Annotated in this window: 21 protein-coding genes; 18 read left to right on the top strand and 3 right to left on the bottom strand. The window is 70.0% G+C overall.

All coding sequences use genetic code 11. The annotated features are described in order from the left end of the window. Positions 1–40 precede the first annotated feature (40 nt). Positions 41–1876 (top strand): EAL domain-containing protein, encoded by a 1836-nt coding sequence (locus ACWPN5_RS01955; RefSeq protein WP_492293942.1) that lies wholly within the window; start codon positions 41–43, stop codon positions 1874–1876. Positions 1877–1904: 28 nt separating this feature from the next. Here ACWPN5_RS01955 and ccmB read toward each other — a convergent pair whose 3' ends face one another. Beyond that, on the bottom strand, positions 1905–2570 hold the full coding sequence (ccmB, locus tag ACWPN5_RS01950) for a heme exporter protein CcmB (RefSeq protein ID WP_145683445.1): 666 nt from the start codon (positions 2568–2570) through the stop codon (positions 1905–1907). Then, positions 2567–3256, bottom strand: a complete 690-nt coding sequence (ccmA, locus tag ACWPN5_RS01945; RefSeq protein WP_145683438.1) for a heme ABC exporter ATP-binding protein CcmA — start codon at positions 3254–3256, stop codon at positions 2567–2569. Before ccmA ends, ccmB begins: the two co-directional genes overlap by 4 nt. A gap of 410 nt (positions 3257–3666) precedes the next feature. Here ccmA and ACWPN5_RS01940 point away from each other — a divergent pair, with 410 nt between their 5' ends. The 15 genes from ACWPN5_RS01940 (at position 3667) to ACWPN5_RS01870 (ending at position 18835) form a co-directional block, all read left to right on the top strand. Then, positions 3667–5346, top strand: coding sequence for a putative transporter (locus tag ACWPN5_RS01940; RefSeq protein WP_145683430.1), 1680 nt, complete (start codon positions 3667–3669; stop codon positions 5344–5346). Positions 5347–5381: 35 nt separating this feature from the next. Then, the gene (locus ACWPN5_RS01935) at positions 5382–7061 is read left to right on the top strand and encodes a putative transporter (protein ID WP_145683422.1); all 1680 of its coding nucleotides are present in this window, start codon (positions 5382–5384) and stop codon (positions 7059–7061) included. 151 nt (positions 7062–7212) lie between these two features. Then, entirely contained in the window at positions 7213–8019 is an 807-nt protein-coding gene (locus ACWPN5_RS01930) for an ABC transporter ATP-binding protein (RefSeq protein ID WP_145622999.1), read from the top strand. 121 nt (positions 8020–8140) lie between these two features. Then, positions 8141–8977 (top strand): transporter substrate-binding domain-containing protein, encoded by an 837-nt coding sequence (locus ACWPN5_RS01925; protein WP_200527335.1) that lies wholly within the window; start codon positions 8141–8143, stop codon positions 8975–8977. 70 nt (positions 8978–9047) lie between these two features. Continuing rightward, positions 9048–9752, top strand: coding sequence for an ABC transporter permease (locus ACWPN5_RS01920; RefSeq protein WP_014238679.1), 705 nt, complete (start codon positions 9048–9050; stop codon positions 9750–9752). A 3-nt stretch (positions 9753–9755) separates the two neighbouring features. Continuing rightward, on the top strand, positions 9756–10445 hold the full coding sequence (locus ACWPN5_RS01915; RefSeq protein ID WP_145683407.1) for an ABC transporter permease: 690 nt from the start codon (positions 9756–9758) through the stop codon (positions 10443–10445). 82 nt (positions 10446–10527) lie between these two features. Further along, complete coding sequence (locus ACWPN5_RS01910; RefSeq protein WP_492293938.1) at positions 10528–11592, top strand: DMT family transporter; 1065 nt, start codon at positions 10528–10530, stop codon at positions 11590–11592. A 236-nt stretch (positions 11593–11828) separates the two neighbouring features. Beyond that, positions 11829–12548 carry a heme ABC transporter permease gene (locus ACWPN5_RS01905; RefSeq protein WP_137103663.1) on the top strand — a complete coding sequence of 240 codons (720 nt, stop codon included), beginning with the start codon at positions 11829–11831 and terminating at the stop codon, positions 12546–12548. Positions 12549–12579: 31 nt separating this feature from the next. Then, positions 12580–12798 (top strand): heme exporter protein CcmD, encoded by a 219-nt coding sequence (gene ccmD / locus ACWPN5_RS01900; protein ID WP_035669739.1) that lies wholly within the window; start codon positions 12580–12582, stop codon positions 12796–12798. Next, positions 12795–13250: a cytochrome c maturation protein CcmE gene (gene ccmE, locus ACWPN5_RS01895; RefSeq protein ID WP_035669742.1), complete on the top strand. Its 456-nt coding sequence runs from the start codon at positions 12795–12797 to the stop codon at positions 13248–13250. Before ccmD ends, ccmE begins: the two co-directional genes overlap by 4 nt. Before the next feature lie 55 nt (positions 13251–13305). Next, positions 13306–15297, top strand: a complete 1992-nt coding sequence (locus ACWPN5_RS01890; protein WP_492293935.1) for a heme lyase CcmF/NrfE family subunit — start codon at positions 13306–13308, stop codon at positions 15295–15297. 13 nt (positions 15298–15310) lie between these two features. Beyond that, complete coding sequence (locus tag ACWPN5_RS01885; protein ID WP_014238694.1) at positions 15311–15847, top strand: DsbE family thiol:disulfide interchange protein; 537 nt, start codon at positions 15311–15313, stop codon at positions 15845–15847. Beyond that, positions 15844–16320, top strand: a complete 477-nt coding sequence (locus ACWPN5_RS01880; RefSeq protein ID WP_492293932.1) for a cytochrome c-type biogenesis protein — start codon at positions 15844–15846, stop codon at positions 16318–16320. The genes ACWPN5_RS01885 and ACWPN5_RS01880 overlap by 4 nt, the downstream gene beginning before the upstream one ends. After that, a complete protein-coding gene (gene ccmI, locus ACWPN5_RS01875) occupies positions 16320–17780 on the top strand; it encodes a c-type cytochrome biogenesis protein CcmI (RefSeq protein WP_492293930.1) in 1461 nt (486 codons plus the stop codon). The genes ACWPN5_RS01880 and ccmI overlap by 1 nt, the downstream gene beginning before the upstream one ends. A 122-nt stretch (positions 17781–17902) precedes the next feature. Continuing rightward, on the top strand, positions 17903–18835 hold the full coding sequence (locus ACWPN5_RS01870; RefSeq protein WP_492293928.1) for a DMT family transporter: 933 nt from the start codon (positions 17903–17905) through the stop codon (positions 18833–18835). A 4-nt stretch (positions 18836–18839) separates the two neighbouring features. Here the strand turns inward: ACWPN5_RS01870 and ACWPN5_RS01865 are convergent, their stop codons facing one another. Then, entirely contained in the window at positions 18840–19283 is a 444-nt protein-coding gene (locus tag ACWPN5_RS01865) for a YkvA family protein (protein ID WP_492293926.1), read from the bottom strand. 156 nt (positions 19284–19439) lie between these two features. Between ACWPN5_RS01865 and ACWPN5_RS01860 the strand changes: the two genes are divergently transcribed. Both ACWPN5_RS01860 and ACWPN5_RS01855 read left to right on the top strand, forming a co-directional pair. After that, a complete protein-coding gene (locus ACWPN5_RS01860; protein WP_492293924.1) occupies positions 19440–19853 on the top strand; it encodes a rhodanese-like domain-containing protein in 414 nt (137 codons plus the stop codon). Continuing rightward, positions 19853–20287, top strand: coding sequence for a VOC family protein (locus ACWPN5_RS01855; protein WP_492293922.1), 435 nt, complete (start codon positions 19853–19855; stop codon positions 20285–20287). The genes ACWPN5_RS01860 and ACWPN5_RS01855 overlap by 1 nt, the downstream gene beginning before the upstream one ends. The last annotated feature ends 39 nt before the right edge of the window (positions 20288–20326 follow it).

The following is a 20326-nucleotide window of genomic DNA, read 5'->3' as shown; positions in this document are numbered from 1 at the left end:
ACAAGATGGGGTAGCCCGTGACGAACATGGACAGCCGGCGGTGGACGAAGCCATGGCCTCGGTGCCAGCAGAAGAGTGGGACGATCGCCGCGGCGCCCCGATGGGGAGCGCCCGCAAGGCCCCCTTGCCGGCGCAGTGGACCGAATTGCTGGCCGGCCTGTCGGTCGCCTTCCAGCCCATCGTGCAGATGCGCACCGGGCGCTGCCACGGGATGGAGGCGCTGCTGCGCGGCCTGGAGCGCAGCCCTTTCACCACCCCCAACGACCTGCTGGACGCCGCCTGCATGCAGGGCCTGCTGGCCGAGGTCGAATGCGCCCTGCACACCAAGGCGGCCGCCGCCTTCCGCAAGCTGGACAACTGGCCGGGCGCCAAGCTGTTCCTGAACATCGACGCGCGGGTGGTCGGGGTTGCCGGCTCGCCCTGGCTGCCCCCCTTCGCTTTGGACGGCGGCGCGGCCGACCCGCGCCTGACCGTCAGCCTGGAGATTTCGGAACGCCGCGAGCTGCGCCCCGACCACAGCATCGAACAGGCCATCGACCGCTACCGGCAGTCGGGCATCGGGGTGGCGTTGGACGATTTCGGCGTCGGCTTCGCCGGGCTGCGGCTGCTCTACGAGTCCAAGCCCGACTATCTGAAGATCGACCGCTACTTCATCGACGGCATCGACCAGGACACGCGCAAGCGGGCCATCGCCCACGCGCTGGTCGGCTACGCCCACGCGCTCGGCATCCTCATCATCGCCGAGGGGGTGGAGACGGAGAAGGAATTCTACACCTGCCGCGATCTCGGCTGCGACTTCGCCCAGGGCTATCTGATCGCCCGGCCGAGCCTGGAGCTGACCGCCGTGCCCGAGCTCTACGGCATCGTCGAGGAGCTGAACCGCCAGGACCGCCGCAAGCCGAACGAGGCCCGCCTGCGCCTGTCCGAGGTGATCGAGCGGCAGCCGCCGCTGGCCGTCACCTCCCCCAAGACCGAGCTTCTGGAGTATTTCCGCGGCGACAACAGCCCGTCCATCGCCCCCATCGTCGACCGCCAGCAGCGCCCGCTGGGGCTGATCCGCGAACGCGACCTGAAGCGTTTCGTCTATTCCCGCTTCGGCAGCGAGCTGCTGCGCAACAAGGGGCTGGGCGACACGCTGCTGGATCTGGTGGTGAAAAGCCCGGTCTGCGACATCTCCACGCCGCTCGACCAGGTGATCGAGGCCTTCTCGGCGGAGGAGGCCAGCGACGGCATCATCATCATCGAAGGCGGCGAGTATGCCGGCTTCCTGTCCAGCGGCGCGCTGATCCGGCTGGTGCACGAGCGCAACCTCGCCATGGCCGCCGACCAGAACCCGCTGACCCGCCTGCCCGGAAACGCCGCCATCGTGCGCCACATTGAGCGCGCCCTGCAGGAGCAGGACCGCGGCCATGTCCTGACCTATCTCGACTTCGACAACTTCAAGCCCTTCAACGACCGTTTCGGTTTCCGCCAGGGCGACCGCGCCATCCTGATGTTCAGCGAACGGCTGAAGGCCTGGGCGTCGGGCAACGGCGGCTTCGCCGGCCACATCGGCGGCGACGACTTCTTCGTCGCCCTCAGCGGCGCCGCGGACGGGGAGGCGCTGGCCCGCGTGGCGGACCTCGTCGCGCAGTTCCGCTCCGACGCGGAGAGCCTCTACGACGCGGAGGCGCGGGAGGCCGGCTGCTTCGAGGGCAAGGACCGCTACGGGGCGGTGCGGCGCTTCCCGCTGCTGTCGGCCAGCGGCGTCGCCGTGGTGCTGGCGCCCGGCCCGCACCGCCTGACCCCCGACGCGATCAACACCGCCATCGCGGGCCACAAGGCCATCGCCAAGGAAAGCCCGGACAAGCTCTGCACCGTCCGCCTCCCCGCCTGAATTCGGCGAGGGGGAAGGAAGGCCGGCCCTACTCCACCGCCTGGCGCAGCGCGGCGGCGCCGGCCCAGGGGGCCAGCGGCAGGGCGCCGGCCAGAAGGCCGCCCAGAAGCAGCAGGTGCGGGCGCGGGGTCAGGCCGTTCAGCGCGGCGTCGATGGCCCCGGCGCCGAAGATCAGCACGGGGATGTAGAGCGGCAGGATCAGCAGCGACAGCAGAACGCCGCCGCGCCGGGCGCCCAGCGTCAGGGCCGCCCCGATGCTGCCGATCAGGCTGAGGATCGGCGTGCCGACCAGCAGGGTCAGCACCAGAACCCCGAATCCCTCCGCGTCCATGTTCAGCAGCAGGGCCAGCAGCGGGGCAGCGGCGATCAGCGGCAGGCCGGTCACCAGCCAGTGGGCCAGCGTCTTGGCCAGCACCACCGCCTCCATCGGCAGGGTGGACAGCGACAGCAGCTCCAGCGAGCCGTCCTCGTAGTCGTTCTGGAACAGCCGCTCCAGCGACAGCAGCGAGGCGAGCAGGGCCGCCACCCAGATCACCCCGGCGGCGATGCGGGCGAGGATGTTCGGCTCCGGCCCGACGCCGAAGGGGAACAGCACGACGCACAGCACGAAGAACATCACGGCGATGCTGGCGTCCGACCCCTGGCGCAGCGCCAGCCGCAGGTCGCGCCCGATCAGGCGCAGGAAGCGGGTCATACCGCGTCCTCCTCTTCCAAAACGTCGTCGCCCTCGCCCCCGTCGTCCTCGTCGTGGGGGACGGGGGTGAACTCGTCGAGGTGCAATTCGCCGGCGCCGGGCATGGCGATGTCCACATGGGTGGAGACGGCGACCATGCCGCCGCCGGCCCGGTGCTCCGCGATGATCCCTTCGAACAGGGCGATGGCCGCGCGGTCGAGCGCCACGGTCGGCTCGTCGAGCAGCCACAGGGCGGCGGGGGCGGCCATGATGCGGGCGAGGTTCAGGCGCCGCTTCTGCCCCGCCGACAGGTAGCGCCCCGGCACGTTGGCGATGTGCGGCACGCCCAGCCGCTCCAGCGCCTTCAGCGCGTTGCCCCGCGGGTCGGCGGCGCCGCCCAGCGTGGCCCAGAAGGACAGGTTTTCCACCGCGCTCAGCACCGGCTTCACCGCGTCGAGATGGCCGACGTAATGAATGCGGCCGCGGTGGGCGTCGGGGTCGTCGGTCACCGGCACGCCGTCCCAGGACAGCTGGCCGCGGATCGGCTTGAGCAGCCCGGCCATCACGCGCAGCAGGCTGGACTTGCCGCTGCCGTTGGGGCCGAGCAGGAACAGCGCCTCGCCCGGCGCGATCCGGAAGTCCAGCCCGGTGAAGACCAGCCGGTCGCCACGGAGGCAGGTCAGCGCGGAACCGGCGAAAACGGGCATGGCGGCGGGCGGGCTCTTGCGGTGGACGAAGCGGGGGGAGCTATAGCACAGCCCGTCCGGGTGCCAAAAAGAAACGGCCTCACAAAAGGTCGGGCCAAACGGAAACGGCCCAAAAAGAAACGGCCATCGCAAGGGGGTTCTTGCGATGGCCGCCGATCCAGCCGGGGCCTGGCTGGGAGCGCCGGAAAAACCGGAGCCCTGATCGTCGCTTAGGGGCCGGGCCGCAGGGGTTCACGGGTCCGGCCAGCCACTTCATGCCGTAAGGCTTCCTCCGGTTTAGGGCCAGAAAGTGGCGAAATTTTGATCCGTGGAATGTCCCTTTCCATTCCAGGGCATTGCCCGGACGGAACGGAGCGGGCATTCATAGGCGCCTTCGCCCCCTCAATGCTCAACCGGACCGGGTGCCCGCCATGACCCTGCTGATCGATCTGTTCAACGGCCTTCCCGACATCGCCCGCATCATGCTGATGCTCAGCGTGGTGGCGGCGTCGGGGCTGGCGCTGGGACAGATCAAGCTGCGCGGCGTGGGGCTGGGCATCGGCGGGGTGCTGTTCGCCGGCATCGCCGCCGGGCATGTCGCCAAGGCGCTGGGCCTGACCTTCGACCATCACGTCCTGCATTTCATGCGGGAGTTCGGGCTGATCCTGTTCGTCTACACCATCGGCGTGCAGGTCGGCCCCGGCTTCTTCGCCGCCCTGAAGAAATCGGGCCTGACGCTGAACCTGCTGGCCGCCGCGCTGGTCGGGCTGGGGGTGCTGGTGGCGGTGGCGATCCACGAGATCGGCGGGGTGCCGCTGCCGGCGGTGCTGGGCATCTTCTCCGGCGCCGTCACCAACACGCCGTCGCTGGGTGCGGCGCAGGAGATGCTGCGCGAGGTCGGGGCCTCGGCGGCGGAGATCAACACGCCGAGCCTCGGCTACGCCGTCGCCTACCCCTTCGGCATCGTCGGCATCCTCATCACCATGGGGCTGATCCGCGTCGTCTTCCGCATCGACCCGGCGGCGGAGGCCGAGGCCTTCGAACGCAAGCGCCGCGCCCAGGTGGAAACGCTGGAGACGCTGGACGTCGCCGTGCGCAACCGGTCGGCCATGGGGCTGCCGCTGCGCGACATGGCGCTGTTCGGCGACCAGGGGGTGATGATCTCCCGCCTGCTGCGCGAGGGGCGGCTCCAGGTGCCGCACCCCGACACCTGCCTGCGCGCCGGCGACGTCGTGCATCTGGTCGGGCCGCGGATCAAGCTGGAGGCGACGAAGCGGCTGCTCGGCGAGGCGGCGGAGGTCACCCTGACCACCAAGGGCACCGCCATGCGCTGGGACCGGCTGGTCGTCACCAACGAGCATGTGCTGGGCAAGGCCATCGGCCAGCTCGACCTCGCCGACGCCTACGACGTGGTGGTCAGCCGGGTCAACCGCGCCGGCGTGGAGCTGGTGCCGAGCCCGGCGCTGCACCTCCAGTTCGGCGACATCCTGACCGCCATCGGCAAGCCGTCGGACCTCCAGCGGGTGGCGGCGCTGATGGGCAACTCGGCGCGGCGGCTCCAGCAGGTGGAGTTCGTGCCGGTCTTCCTCGGCATCCTGCTCGGCGTGCTGCTCGGCTCCATCCCCTTCTACATTCCGGGCATGCCGGCGCCGCTGAAGCTGGGGCTGGCCGGCGGGCCGCTGGTGGCGGCGATCCTGCTGGCGCGCATCGGCCACATCGGGCCGCTGGTCTGGTTCATGCCGCCCGCCGCCAACATGGCGCTGCGCGAGATCGGCATCGTCCTGTTCCTGGCGGTGGTCGGGCTGATGTCCGGCGACCGCTTCGTCGAGACGCTGGTGCACGGCGACGGGCTGCTGTGGATCGGCTGCGGCGTGCTGGTGACGCTGATCCCGCTGCTGACCGTCGGCTTCGTCGCGCGGGTCTTCGCCCGGCAGAATTACCTGACGATCTGCGGCTTACTGTCCGGCAGCATGACGGACCCGCCCGCGCTCGCCTTTGCAAACGCAATGAGCGCATCGGAGGCTCCCGCCCTCGCCTATGCCACTGTTTACCCTATGGTTATGTTTCTGCGTATCCTTGCACCGCAGTTGATCGTCCTATTCCTCTGGTAGCAGGGCGGTCTGTCCTCGCGTGGGGAGACGCGGCCATGCACGCGCTCATCGACCTCTTCCTGGCCATGCCGCCGATCGCGCGCGTGGTGTTCATGCTGGGCATCACCTCGGCCCTCGGGCTGGCGCTCGGCCACATACGGCTGCGCGACGTGGGGCTGGGCATCGGCGGCGTGCTGTTCGCGGGCATCGCGGTCGGCCATTTCGCCAAGCAGGCCGGGGTGACGCTGAACGCCGAGATGATGGAGTTCATCCGCGATTTCGGCCTGATCCTGTTCGTCTACACCATCGGCATCCAGGTCGGCCCCGGCTTCTTCGCCGCGCTGAAGAAGTCCGGGCTGGCGCTGAACGGGCTGGCGCTGCTGATGGTCGGGTCGAGCATCCTGCTGACCGCGATCCTGGTGCTGTTCGACCTCGTGCCGCTGGGCTCCGGCCTCGGCGTCTTCGCGGGCGGGGTGACCAACGCCCCGGCGCTGGCCGCCTCGCAGCAGGTGCTTAAGGAGGTCGGGGCCGACGCCGCGGTGATGGCCCTGCCGGGGCTGGCCTTCGCCGTCACCTACCCCTTCGGCATCGCCGGCAACCTGCTGGCCATGGCGGTGGTGCGGATCGTCTTCCGCATCGACCCGCAGGAGGAGGCCAGGGCCTTCGAGGCCGCCCGGCGCGCCGAGGTGGCGGCGCTCGACACCATGGACATCGCCGTCACCAACCCGGCCCTGCGCGGGGTGCGGCTGGGCGACCTGACCATGCTGGCGAGCCTGGGGGTCTGCGCGTCGCGGCTGCTGCGCGGCGGCCAGCTCCGCGTGCCCGGCGAGGACACGCGGCTGGAGGAGGGCGACGTGCTGCACGTGGTCGGCCCGCGCCCGCGGCTGGAGCAAGTCCGCCTGCTGATGGGGCGGGAGGCCGACGTCCGGCTGACCACCAAGGGCAGCGACCTGCGGTGGGAGCGCATCGTCGTCACCGCCAACCCGGTGCTGGGCAAGTCCATCGCCGCGCTGAACCTGAAGGGGGCCTGCGACGTGGTGGTCAGCCGCGTCAACCGCGCCGGCGTGGAGCTGGTGCCCAACGCCGCGCTCAAGCTGCAGTTCGGCGACATCCTGACGGTGATCGGCAAGCCCGACGACCTCAAGGCGGCCGCCTGCATCATCGGCAACTCCGAACGGCGGCTGCAGACGGTGGAGATGATCCCGGTCTTCGTCGGCATCACGCTGGGGGCGCTGCTCGGCGCCATCCCGCTGTTCCTGCCGGGCATGCCGGCGCCCTTGCGGCTGGGCATGGCCGGCGGGCCGCTGATCGTCGCCATCGTGCTGGCGCGCATCGGCCACATCGGGCCGCTGGTCTGGTTCATGCCGCCCGCCGCCAACCTCGCCTTGCGCGAGATCGGCATCGTCCTGTTCCTCGCCGTGCTCGGCATCGCGTCGGGCGACCGCTTCGTCGAGACGATGGCGAGCGGCGCCGGACTGCCCTGGATGGCCTGGGGCGTCCTGGTCACGCTGGTCCCGCTGCTGCTGACCGGGCTGCTGGCGCGCGGCGTGATGAAGCTGAACTTCCTCAGCATCTGCGGCGTGCTGGCCGGGGCGCAGACCAACCCGCCGGGCCTCGCCTACGCCAACGCGGTGGTCGCGTCGGAGGCGCCGGCGCTGGCCTACGCCACCGTCTACCCGCTGGCCATGTGCCTGCGCATCCTGGCGCCGCAGCTTCTGGTGCTGCTGCTGTGGTGAAAAACCCGCCGGCTTGCCCCGCCGCGCGGTTGCCCCGGAGCCCGCAAAATCCGCGTTGCGGGAGTTTGTCCGGCGGTCTAGCCTAGCGGCACCGTCCAGGGTTGGGCGGACCAGTCCGCTCCCCGCCCCGCTCTCCGCCGACAAGCCCCGCATGCACCGACACCCGCCCACGAATCCCCACGCCCCCGAAGCCGTCCTCGTCGAGAATGTCCACAAGCGCTTCGGTCCGCTGGAGGTGCTGAAGGGCGTCTCCCTGACCGCGCGCGAGGGCGACGTCATCACGCTGATCGGCTCCTCCGGCTCCGGCAAGAGCACGCTCCTGCGCTGCATCAACATGCTGGAGGTCCCGGACGAGGGGCGGATCGTCATCGGCGGCGAGGCCATTGGCCTGAAGAAGGCGCGCGGCGGCCAGACCGTCCCCGCCGATTCCCGTCAGGTGGACCGCATCCGCACCCGGCTGGGCATGGTGTTCCAGAGCTTCAATCTCTGGACCCACATGACCATCCTGGAGAACGTCATCGAGGCGCCGGTCCATGTGCTGGGCGTCCCGAAGGCGGAGGCGGTGGACCGCGCCCGCAAGCTTCTCGACAAGGTGGGCATCCTGGCCAAGGCCGAGTCCTACCCGGTGCAGCTGTCCGGCGGGCAGCAGCAGCGCGCCGCCATCGCCCGCGCGCTGGCCATGCAGCCCAAGGTGATGCTGTTCGACGAGCCGACCTCCGCGCTCGACCCCGAGCTGGTCGGCGAGGTGCTGCTGGTCATCCGCCAGCTCGCCGAGGAGGGCAACACCATGATTCTGGTGACGCACGAGATGGGCTTCGCCCGCGAGGTCGCGTCGGAGGTGGTGTTCCTCCACCAGGGCCGGATCGAGGAGCGGGGGCCGCCCGACCGGGTTCTGGTCAATCCGGAATCGGACCGCGTGCGACAGTTCCTGTCGCGCCACCTGTCCGGCGGCGGCTGAATCGGTCGCGCGAAGTCGGCCCGCTCAATTCCCTTGACTGGCGCTGTAAAACCGTAAACCTCAGAGCCTGCCCGAGCATAAGAGCCATCCATAAGGGCATCAGAACAGAGGAGGTTTTCCCGTGAAGAAGATCGTTGCGGCCCTGGCGCTCGGCGCCATCGTTGCGGTTGCCGGCACCGCCGCCGAAGCCAAGGACTGGAAGAAGATCCGCATCGCCACCGAGGGCGCCTACGCCCCGTGGAACGCGACGGACCCGTCGGGCAAGCTGGTCGGCTTCGAGCCGGACCTCGCCATGGAACTCTGCAAGAAGATGAAGGCCGAGTGCGAGATCGTCGCCCAGGATTGGGACGGCATGATCCCGGCCATCCAGCAGGGCAAGTACGACGCCATCATGGCGGCGATGTCGATCACCGACGAGCGTGAGAAGGTCATCGCCTTCGCCGGCCCCTACGGCACCGAGCCGTCGATGTTCGGCACCATGAAGAATTCGCCGCTCGCCAAGGCGACCTTCCCCGGCGAGCGCTACGACCTGTCCAAGGATGACCCGAAGGCCGCCATCGCCGCCCTGGCCGACGCGCTGAAGGGCAAGACGGTCGGCGTGCAGACCTCGACCATCCAGGCGAACTTCATGGAGAAGCTTCTGCCGCAGGTGGCGGTCCGCACCTACGACAAGCTGGACAACGCCGGCATCGACATGGCCGCCGGCCGCGTCGACGCCATCTTCGGCGACCGGTCCGCGGTGGACGCCATCCTCAAGGCGGACGCCGGCAACGGCATGACCCTGTTCGGCCCGGCCTTCGCGCGCGGCGTGCTGGGCAAGGGCGTGGGCGTCGGCCTGCGCAAGGCCGACGGCGACCTGAAGGAGCTGTTCAACAAGGCCATCGCCGAGGCCAACCAGGACGGCACCATCACGAAGCTGAGCACCCAGCACTTCGGCTACGACATCTCGATCAAGTAAGGCCGCCTTCCCTCCGCGGGGCGGCGGTTTTCCGCGAGGCGCCCCCCGCGGAGGCTCACGCCGGGAATCCATGTTCGAACTTCTCTCCTTCGGCCCGAACGGGTGGGGCGGCCAGCTTCTCGGCGGGGCCGCGATGACGGTCGCCGTGTCGGTGTCGGCCTTCGTCCTCGGCCTCGTCTTCGGCTCGCTCGGCGCGTCGGCGAAGCTCAGCCGCAACCTCGCCCTCACCGGCGTGGCGGAGGTCTACACCACCGTCGTCCGCGGCGTCCCCGAACTGCTGGTCATCTACCTGCTGTTCTTCGGCGGCAGCGGCGCGGTCATGGCCGTCGGCCGGGTCTTCGGCTACGAGGGCTACATCGAGCTGAACGCCTTCTCCATCGGCGTGCTGGCGGTCGGGTTGATCTCCGGCGCCTATTCGACGGAGGTGATCCGCGGCGCCGTCCAGGCGGTGCCCCACGGCCAGATCGAGGCGGCGCGCGCCTGCGGCATGTCGCGCTGGCTGATCCTGCGCCGCATCCTGGTGCCGCAGACCCTGCGCTACGCCCTGCCGGGGCTGGGCAACGTCTGGCAGCTCACCCTGAAGGACACGGCGCTGATCTCCGTGACGGCGCTGGCCGAGATCATGCGCGTGTCGCATGTGGCGGCGGGGTCGACCCGCCAGCCGTTCCTGTTCTACACCACCGCGGCGGTGCTCTACCTCCTGCTCACCACCGTCTCCACGGTGGCGTTCGAGCGGGCGGAGCGCTACGCCAATCGCGGCGTGCGGAGGGCCTGACCCATGAACTGGGAACTGATGTGGGACAGCGTGCCCACCCTCCTGCGCGGCGTTCCGGTGACCCTGCAGCTGGTCGGGCTGGCGCTGCTGTTCGGCGCGGGCGTGGCCTTCGCGGTGGCCCTGCTGCGGCTGTACGGCAACCGCGTCACCGAGCGGCTGATGGCCGGCTATGTCTTCGTCTTCCGCGGCACGCCGCTGCTCGTGCAGATCTTCCTGATCTATTACGGCATGGGCCAGTTCGAGCTGGTGCGCAGCAGCTTCCTCTGGATCTACCTGCGCGAGCCCTTCTGGTGCGCGATCCTGGCGCTGACGCTGAACACCGGCGCCTACACCAGCGAGATCCTGCGCGGCGCCATCCTGTCGGTGCCGCAGGGCCAGATCGAGGCGGCGCGGGCCTGCGGCATGTCGCGCACGCTGCTGTTCCGGCGAATCGTGATGCCAGTGGCGATCCGCCAGATGCTGCCGGCCTACGGCAACGAGGTGATTTTGATGGTGAAGGCCAGCTCGCTCGCCAGCACCATCACGCTGCTGGAGATCACCGGCATCGCCCGCAAGATCATCGCGCAGAGCTTCGCGGTGTTCGAGGTGTTCATCGTGGCGGGCAGCATCTATCTTCTGCTGAACTTCATCGCCTCGCGCCTGATCCGCTACGCGGAGTGGCGCATGACCCCCTATTTGCGGGCGAGGGGGTAGCCTTCATCCCCTCCCCTGCGAGAGCAGGGGCGGGTTAGGGTGGGGCAAGGGTTCCCCCACTCAACAGGCGTGCGAGGCGCTCATGCCCCGAACCGGCGCGACGACCGCCATCCTGGCCGCGGTCCTTTTCGGCCTCAGCACGCCGCTGGCGAAGCTGCTGGTCCATGACCTGTCTCCCTGGATGCTGGCGGGCCTGCTGTATCTCGGCTCCGGCACCGGGCTGGGGCTGGTCCGTCTGCTGACAGGGTCACGCCAGCGCGGCGAACGCGGCCTCCGCGGCGCCGAATGGCTGTGGCTGCTCGCCGCCGTCGCTGCCGGGGGAGTCGCCGGGCCGGTTCTGCTGATGTTCGGCCTGACGGCGACGCCGGCATCGACGGCCTCGCTTCTGCTCAATCTGGAAGGGGTGTTCACCGCCCTGCTGGCCTGGTTCGTCTTCCGCGAGGGCGTCGACCGGCGGCTCGTCGCCGGGATGGCCGCCATCGTGGCGGGAGCGGTCGTGCTGTCCTGGGGCGGACCGGTGAGTCTCGCCGCCGGCTGGGGAAACGGCGGCTGGGGACCGGCCGCGGTCGCCGCCGCCTGCCTGATGTGGGCGGTGGACAACAACCTGACCCGCAAGGTGTCCCTGGCCGACCCGGCGGACATCGCCACGATCAAGGGGCTGGTGGCCGGCACCGCCAATGTCGGGATCGCCCTGGCGCTCGGCGACGCCCTGCCCGCCGCGCCGACCGCGGCGGGGGCGATGCTGGTCGGTCTGCTCGGCTACGGCGTCAGCCTCGTGCTGTTCGTGGTCGCCCTGCGCCACATCGGCGCCGCCCGCACCGGGGCCTATTTCTCGACGGCCCCCTTCGTCGGCGGCATCGCCTCCCTGGCGATCTTCGGGGAGCCCGTGACGCTCGGGCTGGCGGCGGCGGCGGTCCTGATGGGGGTCGGCGTCTGGCTGCACCTGACGGAGGACCATGACCACGAGCACGACCATGACGAGATGGAGCACGACCACCCGCACGTCCATGACGCGCACCACCGGCACCATCACGACGGCCCGCAAGATGGCCCGGTAACCGAACCGCACAGCCACCGGCACCGCCACGGGCGCCTGCGGCACCGGCACGCCCACTTTCCGGACGCCCACCACGCCCACCGGCACTGAGCGCGGTTTCGCCCCATTACCCGGACCGGCCGGACTTTTTCCCCCGTCCTGCACCAACGTAGCATGGAAAGGCCGCGTCAACCCGTCGTACCGTCAGTGCGACAGGCCGCCGCACCGTCCTGAAAACACCACGGTGTGCGGCCATGTTTCCTGACCAAGATCAAGGCGAAACCCCTCGCGCTGGGGCATCACTGAGCTTATATCGTCCGCAGCACGACCAGAGGCCCATAGGTCCTATGCATCGATTTGCAAATCCTGCCCGCTTCCAGCGCCTGTCGGCGGCGATCCTGCCCTGGACGGCGGGGGCGACCGTGATCCTGCTGATCGTCGGGCTCTACATCGCGCTGATCGGCTCGCCCCGCGACTATCAGCAGGGCGACACCGTGCGGATCATGTACATCCACGTGCCCGCCGCCTGGATGAGCCTGTTCGTCTACGTCAACATGGCCATCGCCGCCGCCTGCGGGCTGGTGTGGAAGCACCCGCTGGCCGACCTGTTCGCCAAGGCCGCCGCCCCGGTCGGCGCCGGCTTCACCTTCATCTGCCTCGTCACCGGTTCGCTGTGGGGCGCGCCGATGTGGGGGACGTGGTGGGTGTGGGACGCGCGGCTGACCAGCGTGCTGATCCTGTTCTTCCTCTATCTCGGCTACATGGCGCTGGTGAACGCCTTCGACGACCCGCAGCGCGGGACGCGGGCGGGTAACGTGCTGCTTCTCGTCGGCATCGTGAACGTGCCGATCATCAAATTCTCGGTGGACTGGTGGAACACCCTGCACCAGCCGGCCAGCGTCATCCGCATGGGCGGACCGACCATCGACGGGTCCATGCTGGTCCCGCTGCTGGTCATGGCGCTGGGCTTCACCGCCTACTTCATCACGGTGGTCCTGCTGCGCCTGCGGGCGGAGATCGTGCAACGCAAGATCCAGACGATGCGCCTGACCGAGGCGCAGGGCTGAGGCACGGGAACAGGCGGGGCCGGAGGCAAGGATGGCAGAGTTTTTCGCGATGGGCGGCTACGCCGCGTATGTCTGGTCGTCCTACGCGCTGGCGGCGCTGGTGATGGTCGGCCTGCTGGTCGCCACGCTGAAGGCGCTGCGCGGCGCCGAGACGACCCTGAAGGCGCTGGAAGGCAGCCGCCCGCCGCGGCGGCGCCGGGCGCGCAACGGAGCCGCGGCGTCGCCCGCGGCGGAGGTTGGTGAAGGATGACCCGCAAGAAACGGCGCCTCTACATGCTGGGCCTCGCCCTGCTGGGCCTTGGCGCGGCCACCGCCCTGACGCTGACGGCGTTCGAAGACAACATCGTCTTCTTCTTCAGCCCCACGCAGTTGCAGACCCAGGACATCGGCGACCGCAACTTCCGCCTGGGCGGTCTGGTCGAGGAAGGCAGCGTCAGCAAGATGCCCGACGGGGTGACGACGCGGTTCCGCGTCACCGACACGGTGCACACCGTCGCGGTCAGCTACCGCGGCCAGCTTCCCGACCTGTTCCGCGAGGGCCAGGGCGTCATCACGGAAGGCCGCATGATCAACGGCGTCTTCCAGGCGCGCGAGGTGCTGGCCAAGCACGACGAGAACTACATGCCGCCGGAGGTCGCCGCCGCCCTGAAGGAGGCGGAGCACTTCAAGGCGAACTCGAAGGAGCAGAAGCCCAGCTCGTGACGCTGGCGGCTTCCCCACTCCTCCTCATTCCGTTCTTCAAGGGAGCATCGGGCCCGTGATTCCCGAACTCGGCCATTACGCGCTGGTGCTGGCGCTGTTCGTGGCGCTGGTGCAGTCCGGCGTCCCCCTGGTGGGCGCCGCCACCGGCAACGCCGCCTGGATGGGCGTCGCCCGCCCCGCCGCCATCGCCCAGATGCTGCTGGTCCTGGTCGCCTACGGCGCCCTGACCTGGGCGCATGTGGTGTCGGACTTCAGCGTGTCGAACGTGGTCGCCAACAGCCACTCGATGAAGCCGATGCTCTACAAGGTGTCGGGCGTGTGGGGGAACCACGAAGGCTCTATGATGCTGTGGATCGTCATGCTGACGGTGTTCGGCGCGGCGGTCGGCATCTTCGGGCGCAACCTGCCGCCCTCGCTGAAGGCCCGCGTCATCTCCGTCCAGGGCATGATCGGCGTCGGCTTCCTGCTGTTCATCCTGATCACCTCGAACCCCTTCCTGCGCGTGGTTCCGGCGCCGCTCGACGGCAACGACCTGAACCCGCTGCTCCAGGACCCCGGACTCGCCTTCCACCCGCCCTTCCTCTACGCGGGCTATGTCGGCTTCTCCGTCGCCTTCTCCTTCGCGGTCGCCGCCCTGATCGAAGGGCGCGTCGACCCGGCCTGGGCGCGCTGGGTGCGTCCCTGGACGCTGGCCGCCTGGTCGACCCTGACCGCCGGCATCGCGCTCGGCTCCTGGTGGGCCTATTACGAGCTGGGCTGGGGCGGCTGGTGGTACTGGGACCCGGTCGAGAACGCCTCCTTCATGCCCTGGCTGGCCGGCACCGCGCTGCTGCACTCCGCCATCGTGGTGGAGAAGCGCGACGCGCTGAAGACCTGGACCATCCTGCTGGCGATCATCACCTTCTCGCTGTCGCTGATGGGCACCTTCCTGGTGCGGTCGGGCATCCTGACCTCGGTCCACGCCTTCGCGGTGGACCCGGCGCGCGGCGTCTTCATCCTGGTCCTGCTGGCCATCGCCACCGGCGGCTCGCTGCTGCTCTACTCCGTGCGGGCGCCCAGCCTGAAGACCGGCGGCCTGTTCGCCCCGGTCAGCCGCGAGGGCTCGCTGGTGCTGAACAACCTGCTGCTGTCCACCGCGACGGCGACGGTCTTCATCGGCACGCTCTACCCGCTGTTCCTCGACGTGCTCAACCTCGGCAAGGTGTCGGTCGGCCCGCCCTTCTTCAACGCCACCTTCATCCCGGTCGCCATCCCGATGGTCATCGCCATGGTGGTCGGCCCCTTCCTGGCCTGGAAGCGCGCCGATCTGCTGGGCGCCCTGACCCGGCTGTGGACGGCGGGCGTGGCGACCGTGGCCTGCGTCGCCATCGCCGCCTACGTCACCAATGGCGGCGGGCCGCTGCTGGCGCTGGTCGGGGTCGCGCTCGCCGCCTGGGCCTTCTTCGGCTCGATCGCCGAGTTCGCCGAGCGCATCCGCCTGTTCCGCATCCCGGTGAAGGACAGCTGGAACCGCGCGGTCAACCTGCCGCGCAGCGCCTGGGGCATGACCATCGCCCACGCCTGCATGGGCATCGCCATCGCCGGCATGACCGGCACCTCGGCGTGGCAGAGCGAGACGATCAAGGCGATGAAGCCGGGCGACACCGCCACGGTCGGCGCCTATTCCGTGCATTTCGACCGCGTCGGCACGGTGCAGGGCCCGAACTACAGCGCCGAACAGGGCGTCTTCACCGTCACCCGCGACGGCAGGACCATCGCCACCCTGACGCCGCAGCGCCGCAGCTACCCGGTCACCCGCATGACGACGACCGAGGCGGCGATCCACACCACCTGGCTGTCCGACGTCTATGTGGCGCTGGGCGACCCGACGCAGAACGGCACGGCCTGGACCGTGCGGCTGTACCATCACCCGCTGGTGCCGTGGATCTGGATCGGCTCGCTGGGGATGATGCTGGGCGGGCTGGTCAGCCTGTCCGACCGCCGCTTCCGCATCGGCGCCCCGGAACGCCGCCGCGCCGCCAAGGGCACTCTTCAGCCCGCCGAGTAAGGACACGCTTCCGATGCGCCGCCTGATCTATCTGTTGCCGCTGCTGCTGTTCGTCGGTGTCGGCGTGGCCTTCCTGCGTGGGTTCGACCGCGACCCGCGCGACATTCCGTCCGCCCTGATCGACAAGCCGGCGCCGGAATTCTCCCTGCCGCCGCTGCCGGGCCACAAGGAAGGGCTGTCCAACGCGACGCTGAAGGGCGACGTCACGCTGGTGAACGTCTTCGCCTCCTGGTGCATCCCCTGCAAGGCCGAGCATCCGATCATCACCCGGCTCGCCCGCGAGCAGGGGGTGACGGTGCGCGGCATCAACCACAAGGACAAGGCGGAGGACGCCATCGCCTGGCTGAACCGCAACGGCGATCCCTACGCCAGCATCGGCGTCGACCTGGACGGCCGCGTGTCCATCGACTGGGGCGTCTACGGCGTGCCGGAGACCTTCCTGCTCGACCGCCAGGGCCGCATCCGCTTCAAGCATGTCGGCCCGCTGACCCCGCAGGTGGTCGAGGAGCAGATCCTGCCCATGGTCAAGCATCTGCGGAGCGCGTCGTGAGAGCCCTCCTTCTCGCCGTCCTGCTGGCGCTGACCCCGGTCGCCGCCTCCGCCGTCCAGCCCGACGAGGTGTTGAAGGACCCGGCGCTGGAGGGCCGCGCCCGGGAGATCAGCAAGGATCTGCGCTGCCTCGTCTGCCAGAACCAGTCGATCGACGATTCCAACGCGCCGCTCGCCCGCGACCTGCGCGTGCTGGTCCGCGAGCGGCTGACCGCCGGCGACAGCAACCAGCAGGTGCTGAGCTTCGTCACCGACCGTTACGGCGACTATGTGCTGCTGCGCCCGCCCTTCAAGGCGACGACGCTGTTCCTGTGGATCGGCCCCTTCGTGATCCTGGCCATCGGCGGCGTCGTGACGGCCCTGTACCTGCGCGGGCGGAAAGGGATTGCCGTTGCTGCGGGCGGCGACACCGCCCCGCTGACCGAGGACGAGCGGCGGCGCCTGGACGCCCTGCTCCGCAAGGACAAAGCCTGATGCTGTTCTGGATCGTCGCCGCCGCACTGACGGCGGCCGTGGTGCTGCTGATCGTGCCGCCGCTGCTGAGGAAGCCCGAGGGAGCCGCCGAGGAGCGCGCCGCCTACGACCTGGAGGTCTACCGCGACCAGCTGGGCGAGCTGGAACGCGACCAGGGCCGCGGCCTGATCAGCGAGGCGCAGGCCGCCGCCGCCCGCGCCGAGATCGGCCGCCGCATGCTGGCCATCGCCGACCGCGGCAAGGGCCCCGTGAAGAATGGGGCGAAGGACGCGAAGAAGGGCAAGGTGCCCGCCGCCCGCGCGCCGCGCAGCGCGATGGCGCTGGCCGCCCTGCTGGCCGTCCTGCTGCCGCTCGGCACGCTGGCCGTCTACGGCAAGCTCGGCCGTCCGGAGCTGCCGGCCCAGCCGCTGGCCTCGCGCAACCTCGACCATGAGCGCGGCGGGCCGCCGAAGAACGTGCTGGCGGCGATGGACAAGCTGAAGGCCCAGCTCGCCGAGACCCCCGACGACCCGCAGGGCTGGGCCATCCTCGGCCAAGCCTACGCCAAGATGGGCCGCCTGCCCGAGGCCGCCGACGCGCTGGGCAAGGCGGTGGCCCTGGCCGGCGACGACCTGGAGCTTCTCGGCAGCTACGGCGAGGTCCTGATCTCGGCCAACGGCGGCACCGTGCCGGACGAGGCCCGCAAGACCTTCGACCGCGTGCTGGCGAAGGACCCGACGGAGCCGCGCGCCCGCTTCTATGCCGCGCTGGCTCGTTTCCAGGCCGGCGACAGCAAGGACGCCCTGGAGCGCTGGAGCGCCCTACTCGCCGAGTCCCACGCCGACGCGCCCTGGGTGCCGATCGTCCGGACGCAGATCGCGGAGGCCGCCAAGGCGCTGAACCTCGACCCGGCCAAGGTGACGCCGCAGCCCCTGCCCGCGCAGCAACAGCCGCCGGTCGCCCAGAGCCAGGGGCAGGGCCAGAATCCGGGCCAGGGCCAGGCGCAGGGCCAGGCCGAGGGCGAGGACCAGCAGCAGATGATCCGCGGCATGGTCGACGGGCTGGCCGCCCGGCTGGAGGCCAACCCGGACGACGTGGACGGCTGGTTGCGGCTGTCGCGCTCCTACGGCGTGATGGGCGAATCGGCCAAGGCCATCGACGCCGCCCGCAAGGCGCGGGAGCGGGCGCCCACGCGGCCCGACGTGCTGGTCGCCTACGCCTCCGCCCTGCTGTCGGCGGAACCGCGGAGCAGCAAGCCCGGCCCGATGCCGGAGGAGGCCGTCGCCTCGCTCCGTCAGGCGCTGGCGGCCGAACCCGACAACCGCGACGCGCTCTGGCTGCTCGGCCTGAACGCCGCGGGCGTCGGCCAGACGGCGGAGGCCACCGACCTGTGGACCCGCCTGCTGGCCCAGTTCAAGCCGGAGGAGCCGGAATACACGCTGATTCGCGCCCGCCTCGAGTCACTGAAGGCCGGCGGCTGATCCTCCCCCGAATGTCCCTTGCACCCGGACCGGTCCGAAGAGCAGGATAGCGATGCACGCTGGGGTGGCGTTTCCGGCAATGGAGCGCCACCCGCAGGCCGATCCGCCAGGGACGCGACCGATTGCCCACCCACGCGCTCACCGCCAAAGGTCCCGCCTCCGGCCCCGGCATGGCGGGAAAGCCGCTGGAGGCGGCCTTCTGGATGCTGGGGGCCGCCCTGTTCATCGCCATCGGCAACGCGATGATCCGCCATGTCAGCGGCGAGCTTCATCCCTTCGAAATCGTCTTCTTCCGCAACCTGTTCAGCCTGATGTTCATGCTGCCCTGGATCGCAGCGGTCGGGCTGGGGCGGCTGCGCACCGGGCGGGCGGGGCTCTACGCCTCGCGCTCGGCGACCAGTCTGGTGGCGATGCTGTGCTGGTTCTACAGCGTCACCCACATGCCGCTACCGGACGCCACGGCGCTCAGCTTCACCATCCCCCTCTTCGTCACCGCCGGGGCCGCGCTGTTCCTGAACGAGACGGTGCGGGCGCGGCGCTGGGCCGCCGTCCTGGTCGGGCTGGCCGGAGTGATGATCGTCATCCGCCCGGACGACGCCACCCTGGACCCGACGATCCTGGTCATGCTCCTGCATTGCGTCGCCGCCGCCATCACCACGCTCCAGGTGCGGGCGCTGGCGACCTCCGACGGGGTGATGGTGGTGGTCGCCTACATGGGGCTGTTCCTGACCCCGATGGCGCTGGTGCCGGCGCTGTTCGTGTGGGAGTGGCCGAGCTGGACGGCGCTCGGCTGGCTCGCTCTGCTGGGCGGCGTCCTGACCCTGGGGCAACTGGCGATGACCCGCGCCTTCAAGCTGGCGCCGGCCTCGGCGATGATGCCTTACGACTACGCCCGCCTGCCCTTCACCGCCCTGCTCGCCTGGCCGCTGTTCGGCGAGGCCATGGACCTCTGGGGCTGGGTCGGCGCCAGTGTGATCGCCGCCTCCGCCCTCTACACCGCGCACCGCGACGCCGCGCAGTCGCGGGCCGAGCGGGCGGCCGCGGCCAAGGCGTGAGCCGTCAGCCGTTTCCGGCGGGCTTCATCCCGGAAGCGTCACCCGCGGCAGGCTTCATCTGCTGCTCTTTGCGCAGGGCGGCGCGGGCACGCTCCTCATGCTCGGGCTTCAGATTGCTGCGCACCGCATGGACGGCCGTGGCCAGCACCGCCGCATCGTCCACGAAACCGACCGCGATCAGCCAGTCCGGGATCGAGTCCGCGGGCAGCACGAAATAGGCCAGCGCCGCCATCAGGATCGCCTTGGCCTTGAAGGGCGTCCGCGGGTCGGTCGCGCAGAAGAAGGCGGCCAGCGCCTGCTCCAGGAAGGGAACGCGGTGCAGGTTGGCGCGCAGCGTGTTCCAGAAGCGGCGGCGGACGTAGCGCTCGTTCCGCTCCACGCGGACCGGGTCGATGACGGTGGGCAAAGCGGCGGCGGCTTCGGTGGGTCCGTCGGTGGCGATCGGCATGGCTATCCCTGAACTCCCCCTGCCCCCGCCGCCCTTCCCGGTGGACCGGGCGGTGCGGCCTGTTGCACAGTTGCTCAGAGCGACAACAGCGCGGACGCGCCAACGGTCCCGCCAAGGGTTCGATAACGCCAAAGGGTCAAAACGGAGGAAACCGCCATGCCGATGAAGAAGGGCTACAAGGAACTGCTGGCCGAGTCGAACGCCCGCATCCAGGCGATCACGCCGCAGGAGGCGCTGTCCCTGCACGGCGACCCCGACGTGGTCTTCGTGGACATCCGCGACCCGCGCGAGCTGACGCGCGACGGCATGATCCCCGGCGCCTTCCCGGCCACCCGCGGCATGCTGGAATTCTGGGTGGACCCGGACAGCCCCTATCACAAGCCGGTCTTCGCGTCGGGCAAGCGCTTCGTCTTCTACTGCGCCAGTGGCTGGCGCTCGGCGCTCGCCACCGACACCGTGCAGTCGATGGGGTTGGAGAATGTCTGCCACCTGGAGGGTGGCTTCAAAGGCTGGAAGGAGGCCGGGCTGCCCGTCGCCATGCCGCCCGCCATGGAACGGAAGGGAAGCTAATGGAACAGAGAGTCAGCCTGATCACGCTGGGCGTCGCCGACCTCGCGCGCAGCCGCCGCTTTTACGAGGAGGGATTGGGCTGGACCCCCTCCCCGGTCAGCCAGGACGCCATCACCTTCTACCAGTTGGGCGGCGTGGCGCTCGCCCTGTTCGGGCGGGAGGCGCTGGCCGAGGACGCGCATCTGGCCGAGTCCGGCCCGACCTCGGGCTTCGGCGGCATCACGCTGGCCCACAACCTGCGCAACAAGGCGGAGGTGGACGCGGTGATGGCCCAGGCCGAGCGGGCCGGCGGGCGCATCCTGAAACCGGCGCAGGACGTTTTCTGGGGCGGCTACAGCGGTTACTTCGCCGACCCGGACGGCCATCCCTGGGAGGTCGCCTGGAACCCCTTCGCCGGGCTGGACGAGGATGGGAGCTTCCGGCTGGAGGGGTGACGGGCACCGCCCCAACCAACAACCTTTAATGGTAGGCCC

This window comes from Azospirillum sp. UENF 211521, assembly GCF_058780535.1.
Note: the sequence above shows the minus strand (reverse complement) of the source record. Positions and strands in the feature narration are given on the sequence as shown.